This is a genomic window from Streptomyces oceani (assembly GCF_001751245.1).
Taxonomy (GTDB): domain Bacteria; phylum Actinomycetota; class Actinomycetes; order Streptomycetales; family Streptomycetaceae; genus Streptomyces; species Streptomyces oceani.
Window position 1 is genome coordinate 1 of the sequence record NZ_LJGU01000166.1, and the last position, 6,293, is coordinate 6,293.

The 6,293-nt window shown below is 72.2% G+C and carries 8 protein-coding genes; 3 read left to right on the forward strand and 5 right to left on the reverse strand.

Annotation, left to right across the window (positions count from 1 at the left end; translation table 11 throughout):
• The 4 genes from AN216_RS26085 to AN216_RS26100 form a co-directional block, all read right to left on the reverse strand.
• Positions 1 to 961: RHS repeat domain-containing protein (locus AN216_RS26085; RefSeq protein ID WP_139141009.1), on the reverse strand; the 961-nt coding region annotated here is incomplete at its 3' end.
• Positions 961 to 1,779 carry a hypothetical protein gene (locus AN216_RS28500; protein WP_070199198.1) on the reverse strand — a complete coding sequence of 273 codons (819 nt, stop codon included), beginning with the start codon at positions 1,777 to 1,779 and terminating at the stop codon, positions 961 to 963. The genes AN216_RS28500 and AN216_RS26085, both read right to left, overlap by 1 nt.
• Positions 1,776 to 2,270: a hypothetical protein gene (locus AN216_RS26095; RefSeq protein ID WP_107402109.1), complete on the reverse strand. Its 495-nt coding sequence runs from the start codon at positions 2,268 to 2,270 to the stop codon at positions 1,776 to 1,778. The genes AN216_RS28500 and AN216_RS26095 overlap by 4 nt, the downstream gene beginning before the upstream one ends.
• A gap of 141 nt (positions 2,271 to 2,411) precedes the next feature.
• Complete coding sequence (locus AN216_RS26100) at positions 2,412 to 2,774, reverse strand: DsrE family protein (RefSeq protein WP_070199199.1); 363 nt, start codon at positions 2,772 to 2,774, stop codon at positions 2,412 to 2,414.
• 416 nt (positions 2,775 to 3,190) lie between these two features.
• On the opposite strand from AN216_RS26100, the gene AN216_RS26105 reads away from it, so the two are divergent.
• From AN216_RS26105 to ygfZ, 3 genes are all read left to right on the forward strand, one after another.
• Complete coding sequence (locus AN216_RS26105) at positions 3,191 to 3,769, forward strand: heme-binding beta-barrel domain-containing protein (RefSeq protein ID WP_070199200.1); 579 nt, start codon at positions 3,191 to 3,193, stop codon at positions 3,767 to 3,769.
• A gap of 131 nt (positions 3,770 to 3,900) precedes the next feature.
• On the forward strand, positions 3,901 to 4,329 hold the full coding sequence (locus AN216_RS26110) for a Fur family transcriptional regulator (protein ID WP_079167018.1): 429 nt from the start codon (positions 3,901 to 3,903) through the stop codon (positions 4,327 to 4,329).
• Between the two features lie 139 nt (positions 4,330 to 4,468).
• Positions 4,469 to 5,440: a CAF17-like 4Fe-4S cluster assembly/insertion protein YgfZ gene (gene ygfZ / locus AN216_RS26115; protein WP_070199201.1), complete on the forward strand. Its 972-nt coding sequence runs from the start codon at positions 4,469 to 4,471 to the stop codon at positions 5,438 to 5,440.
• Positions 5,441 to 5,529: 89 nt separating this feature from the next.
• Here ygfZ and dtd read toward each other — a convergent pair whose 3' ends face one another.
• Positions 5,530 to 5,973 (reverse strand): D-aminoacyl-tRNA deacylase, encoded by a 444-nt coding sequence (gene dtd, locus AN216_RS26120; protein WP_070199202.1) that lies wholly within the window; start codon positions 5,971 to 5,973, stop codon positions 5,530 to 5,532.
• Positions 5,974 to 6,293: the final 320 nt, after the last annotated feature.

The following is a 6,293-nucleotide window of genomic DNA, read 5'->3' on the forward strand; positions in this document are numbered from 1 at the left end:
GGCCGAGCTTGTCGCGGTGCCACAGCAGTTCCGCCTGGGGGCTGATGGCCTCGGTCAGCCGCCCGGCGCCGTCGTAGGCGAAGCTGGTGTGCTGCCCGTCGGCGTCCTTGCCGATGATCTGGCCGAGGGCGTCGCGGGTGTAGGTGACGGTCTGCCCGAGTGGGTTGGTGCGGGAGGAAAGCCGTCCGGCCTGGTCGTGGGTGTAGGTGAGGGTGCGGCCGTCGAAGTCGCTCTCGGATATCAGGTGTCCGGCCGGGTCGTACGCGTAGTCCCAGCTGAGGCCGTACGGGTTCGTCACCCGGGTCAGCCGCAGCGCGGTGTCGTGGCTGAACTCGTAACGGGNCGGCGTGCCCGGGTCACCCCCACCCGCCACCGCCGCGTTGTACATCGCCACCTGCGTGTCGTACGTCGCGACCCGCCTCTCCCGCTCCTGCTCCGCGCGCTCGGAAGCCGCCGTGGCCTCCCGCCACAGCTCGATCGCCTCCCGCGCCTGCCCCTGCGCCCACTCCACCGTCCCCGCGAAGTCGTCCAGGGCGCTCGCCGCCTCCCCACAGGCGTCCGCCGCCACGAACCACTTCCTCGGCTCCACCTCGATCCGCTGACGGAACGCCTCCGCCGCCTCCCCCTTCCACTCCCCGGCGCCCAGCCCCCGCAGCCCCCGACCCACCCGCTCGAACGCCCCACCGAAATCCCGCAACCGCCCCGCCGTCGACCGCAGCTTGCTGGCGCTGCCGAACACCAACGCCTTCGGGTCCGTGGACTGCCCCAGCTCCAACTCGTCCACGTCAGCGCCCAGCCGGTTCGCCACCTTCTGCGCACCACGACGTGCCGCTACAGCGAACTCGTCCCAGCCCACCGACTCGAAACCGTCGGCAACCGCCTCGCCCGCACCCTCAACGGTCTCCCCCACCAACTCCTGACCCTTGTCCACCCAGTCATCCACCGGCCCCCAACCCACCATCAGTCCGCGTCACCGTTCGGGTCGGCGGGGCGGAAGTGGGCTTCGGTGCCGGGGTCGGTACCCGGGTCAGTACGGGGCGCGGAGCCACCGGGATCGGCGGGCGGCCCCGCCATCGGCGGGACGTCCGGCTCACCCACCGGACGGAACCGCGCCACGCTGCCCGGCTCGCTGCCGGGCGCCGGTTGGAATTCCGGCCCGTCCCCGGGCCCGGGGACGGCCGAGGGATCGGCCGGCGGACCGGCTTGCGGACCGGCTCCGGGACCCGGCACGGGCGGCGGGGCCGGCGGCGGTGCGGGCTCGCCCACGGGGCTGAACCGCCCCTCGGGGTCGCTGTTCGCCTGGGCCCAGACGCGATCCGCCTCCTCCCTCCCACGGTCGATGGACTCGCCGCTGTAGTCCGGGTCATCCGCCTTGATGATCTCCTCCCACCCCTGCCGCGCGACCTCCTCCCGGGAGAGGCCGGGATTCGCCGTCAGGTTGGCGGAGTTGACCAGGTGCTTGAAGTTGCCCTCCCAGTACCGCTCCTCGCGGTACATCAGCCCGGCCGAGAGGTTCAGCCGGTCCGCGATGGTGTTGGCCTCGCCGATCAGGCCGCGTACGCCCCACTCCCAGTGCTCGCAGAAGCTCTCGAAGGCGTCGGCGAGGTCGCCCTCCCCCACTTCCTTCATCGTCAGCTCCAGCTCGGCGAAGCCCGAACCCAGCAGCGCGGACGGCTCCGTGCTGCCGGCCTCCTTCAACTCGCTGATGGCGGCCTTGAGTCCGCTGGTGATCTGTTGGAGGGCCGCCTCGCTGACGTTCAGGTCCGCGTCGCCGCTCACCGGGCGGTCTTCCCCAGGTCGTCCCGCGCGTCCAGGTCCACGGCCACGGCGTCCGGCACGATGCCGCGCACCGGCGGGAAGAGCATGGAACGGTCGCCGTCGGCGACGTTCACCGCCACCCCGGTCGGCCCCGTCAGCGAGGGGATCACGACGTCGAGCAACCGGGCGCCGAGCACGGTCACATGGGGGCGCGCCGGGTCATCCGGTACACCGTCATGAGCGCCGTCTCCGCCCGGTTCGCCGCCACCGGAACCGCCGGCCGGTTCGCCGCCGACGGGTTCGCCGCCGGCCGGGCCGTCGTACGGCGCGAAACGTGCCAGCGCCGCCGCGTCCGTGAAGGCGTACACCCAGCTGACGCCGCCGAACGTCCCCGTCAGCAGCCCGCCGTCCAGCAGCGGTACCAGCAGCGGCGTGCGCCGCAACTCACCCAGCAACTCCGCTGACACGCCCTGCCCCGCACGACGAGCCGCTATCCGTCCCGCCAGATCCATACCCCGCCCCAGACACCCCGCGCCGAATCGGGCGCGCCGCGCGGGTGGCCGCCGGCGTGCCCTCCGTATCCGCCCAGCGTACGACACGCGTTCGATCGGTCACCATCAGTGTCCGGGCGGGATGACGGGCCCCGGGTACGCTCAGTACACCAGCGCCTGTACGTCCTCCCCCATCACCTCGCTGACGAAGACCTGCGCGCCGGCGATCCGTACGCCCGCCAGCACCTCCTCCTCCGTGATTCCGCGACGTGCCGCGCACTGGGTGCACAGGGTGATCCGGCCGCCGGCCTGGACGCCGTCGATCAGCTCTGGCAGCGGCGCCGCATGCGGCAGCTCGAACTCCGCCGCCCGGCCGGGCAGCGCGAACCAAGCCGACTCCCCGGTGAGCCAGAGCGAGACCTCGACGCCGCTGGCGGCGGCGACGGCGGCCACCGTGAACGCCTGCGAGCACCGTTCCGGCGCGTCCACGCCGGCTGTCACCTTGATCACGAGCTTCTTCGCCATGCGCACACCGTGCCATGTCGTACGGTCCCGCCCCACCCGGCCACCCACGCGGTACGGAGGCGGACCAAGCCGTACGGAGACGGCGTACCGAGGCGATACGGAGCGGCCCCGCACACCGCGCGGCGGCATCCGACCGGTGGCGACTAGACTCGACGGTGGCCCGATCCCGTAGAGCCCCGCAAGGAGAGTCACCGTGCTGCACGCGTTCTTCGTCGCCCTGATGGTCCTGGTCTGCGTCGGAACCGCGGCCTTCGCCGGGCTCACCGTCAAGCGGCTCTACCAGGGACAGCGCTGAGCCACCGGCCGCAGACCGTATGGCCACCGGCCGCACGGCCACCGGCCGCTCGGCGTCCGCGCCGCGTACGCCGCACACCGCCCGAATCGCCCGTACCGCTACAGATCGCCTGAGTCTCCCCATGATCGAGATCCCGTCCGACCTGCACCCCGACCTCGTGCCCCTGGCCTTCCTGCTCGGCAACTGGACCGGTGCGGGAGTCGCCGCCCTGGACGGCGACGAAGGCCCCGGCACGGTGCAACGCAACTTCGGCCAGGAGGTCAGCTTCACCCATGACGGGCGGGACTTCCTGGAGTACGTCTCGCACAGCTGGGTCCTCAACGACGAGGGCATCAAGACTGATCCGCTGGAGACCGAGACCGGCTACTGGCGGATCGACCGGGACCGGCAGGTCGAGGTCGTGATGATCCGCGACCAGGGCGTCGCGGAGGTGTGGTACGGCGAGCTGGCCGAGGACAAGCCGCAGGTCGACCTGGCGACGGACGCGATCGCGCGGACGGCCTCGGCCGCGGCGTACAACGGCGGCAAGCGGCTGTACGGCTACGTCAACAGCGACCTGATGTGGGTGGGCGAGCGGTCCACGCCGGAGAGCCCCCTGTATCCGTACATGTCGGCGCAGCTGCGGAAGCTCGTCGACCCGAGCGAGTGGGCGAAGGACGTCGCGGACCTGCCGGACGACGGGATCGCCTTCTTCAAGTGAGCCGGCACCACCGGCGGGGGCCGTCGCTCGACGGGCCGTTCCTCGCCGTGTCCGTCCCCCCGTCCCACCCGCTGTCGGGTACGAGCCGCCGGCCGGGCCGGGTCACGCGCGGCGCCTCGTAGACTGGCGGGGTGGCAGCAAGCACTGAGTGGCAAAGTGACCTGAGGGCGCGCGGGTACCGCCTCACCCCGCAGCGCCAGCTCGTGCTGGAGGCCGTGGACAAGCTGGAGCACTCCACCCCCGACGACATCCTCGCCGAGGTGCGCCGCACGGCCGGCGGCGTGAACATCTCCACGGTCTACCGCACCCTGGACCTCCTGGAGGAGTTGGGGCTCGTCTCGCACGCGCATCTCGGCCACGGCGCGCCCACGTACCACCTCGCGGACCGGCACCACCACATGCATCTGGTCTGCCGGGACTGCACGGAGGTCATAGAGGCCGACCTGTCCGCCGCCGCCTCGTTCACGGAGGCGCTGCGGGAGAAGTTCGGCTTCGAGACCGACATGAAGCACTTCGCGATCTTCGGCCGCTGTGGGAAGTGCGAGGCGAAGCAGCGGTGAGCGGCGGGCGTACCGGCGGCGGGCGTGCGGGCCGGGCGCACCGGCGGCGGGCGTAGGGGCGGGGGGTACGGGCCGGTGGCGCCGCTCAGACCTACCCGTAGGTGCACGAGGTGCCGGCCCGGGCCGTAGGCTGGACCGTATGAAGAGCCCGCTCCTGACACTGCCCGGTGCCGTACCAGCCGAAGGACCGGACGAGGGGGTCGCCGCGCACTACGGCGACCTGTTCCGTGAGCAACGCGCGCTCGCGGACGGCGCGGGCTTCGTGGACCTCTCGCATCGCGGAGTGGTCACGGTCGAGGGCGCGGACCGGTTGTCCTGGCTGCACCTCCTGCTGACCCAGCACGTCAGCGAGCTGCCGCCGGGGCATGCCACGGAAGCGCTCGTGCTGTCGGCGAACGGCCATGTCGAGCACGAGGTGCAGCTCGTCGACGACGGTTCGACGACCTGGATGCATACGGAGCCCGGCAAGCGGGGCGACTTCATCGCGTACCTGGAGAGCATGAGGTTCTTCTACCGGGTGGAGATCCAGGACCGCACCGAGGAGTACGCGGTGCTGCGGCTGCCGGCGGGCTCGATCGTGGACACCCCGGAGGGGACACCCGTACGGGAGACGGCGCAGGGCCGGGACCTGTTCCTACCGCGGGCGTCGCTGCGGGAGTTCGCGGCGGAGCACGGCCCGGCGATCGGGGTGCTCGCGCTCGAGGCGCTGCGGGTGGCGGACCACCGGCCGCGGCTGGGCATGGAGACGGACCACCGCACCATCCCGCACGAGGTGGGCTGGATCGGCTCGGCGGTGCACCTGGACAAGGGCTGCTATCGGGGGCAGGAGACGGTGGCGCGGGTGCACAACCTGGGGAAGCCGCCACGGCGGTTGGTGTTCCTGCACCTGGACGGCAGCGAGGTGCGGCTCCCGGTGCACGGCGACGGCGTACGACGTGCGGAGGACGGCCCCGAGGGGCGCGCGCTGGGCTTCGTCACCACGTCGGCCCGGCATCACGAGCTGGGCCCGATCGCGCTGGCGCTGATCAAGCGGAACACCGCCGCGGACGCCGAGTTGATCGTGGGTGCGGAGGGCACGGCGGCGGCGCAGGAAACCGTCGTCGCTCCCTGAGCGGCCGGCGCCGTGGCGTCCGGCCCCGGTTCCGGTCCCGTGACGTCGGGTGCCCGCGGCGGCGGGTGCCCGCGGCGGCGGTGCGACGCTCAGACCTCGAGCAGTACGGTGAACGGCCCGTCGTTGGTCAGGCTGACCCGCATCTGGGCGCCGAACTCGCCGGTCGCCACCTCGGCACCCAGCGCCCGTAGCTGTCGCACGACCTCCGCCACCAGCGGTTCCGCCACCGCGCCCGGTGCCGCCGCGCTCCAGCCCGGACGGCGGCCCTTACGGGTGTCGCCGTAGAGCGTGAACTGGCTGATGACCAACAGCGGGAGGCCCAGATCGGAGCATGAGCGCTCGCCCTCCCCGTCGTCACCGGGCGCGAAGAGCCGCACGCTCCACAGCTTGCGGGCCAGCCGCTCCGCCTCCGTCTCGGTGTCGGTGTGGGTCACGCCCACCAGGACACAGAGGCCCGGCCCCTTGATCTCACCGACCGTCCCGCCGTCCACGACGACGCTGGCCCCGTCCACTCTCTGTACCACGGCTCGCATGACGGCAATGATGCCGTGGACCTCTTCGAAGGCGACGTTTGGCTCCGCACGGGCGCGGAGACCACACGGTCGCGGTCACCCGGTGACACCATGCGAGTACGCCGCGCGCAACCGCGATGCGTATCATGGCGCTTGCGACAAAGGGGATGAGGGGACGCAAACCAATGAATGCATCAGGATTCGGACGAAAGTCGCGCAGCACCGTATCGACGGCCCGATCGAGCGGGACGGAAGCCCCGGCCATGGGCGCGTCCCCGCTGGCGTCCTCGTCGGCCCGGGTGGGCGCACGCCCGGGGGCGCGGCTGGGCGCGCAGTCCGGC

Bases quoted from the DNA above. Each gene is read 5' to 3' on its own strand.
- AN216_RS26095 (WP_107402109.1), bottom strand. From the start codon at position 2,270: ATGGATCTGGCGGGACGGATAGCGGCTCGTCGTGCGGGGCAGGGCGTG.
- AN216_RS26100 (WP_070199199.1), bottom strand. From the start codon at position 2,774: ATGGCGAAGAAGCTCGTGATCAAGGTGACAGCCGGCGTGGACGCGCCG.
- AN216_RS26105 (WP_070199200.1), top strand. From the start codon at position 3,191: ATGATCGAGATCCCGTCCGACCTGCACCCCGACCTCGTGCCCCTGGCC.
- ygfZ (WP_070199201.1), top strand. From the start codon at position 4,469: ATGAAGAGCCCGCTCCTGACACTGCCCGGTGCCGTACCAGCCGAAGGA.
- dtd (WP_070199202.1), bottom strand. From the start codon at position 5,973: ATGCGAGCCGTGGTACAGAGAGTGGACGGGGCCAGCGTCGTCGTGGAC.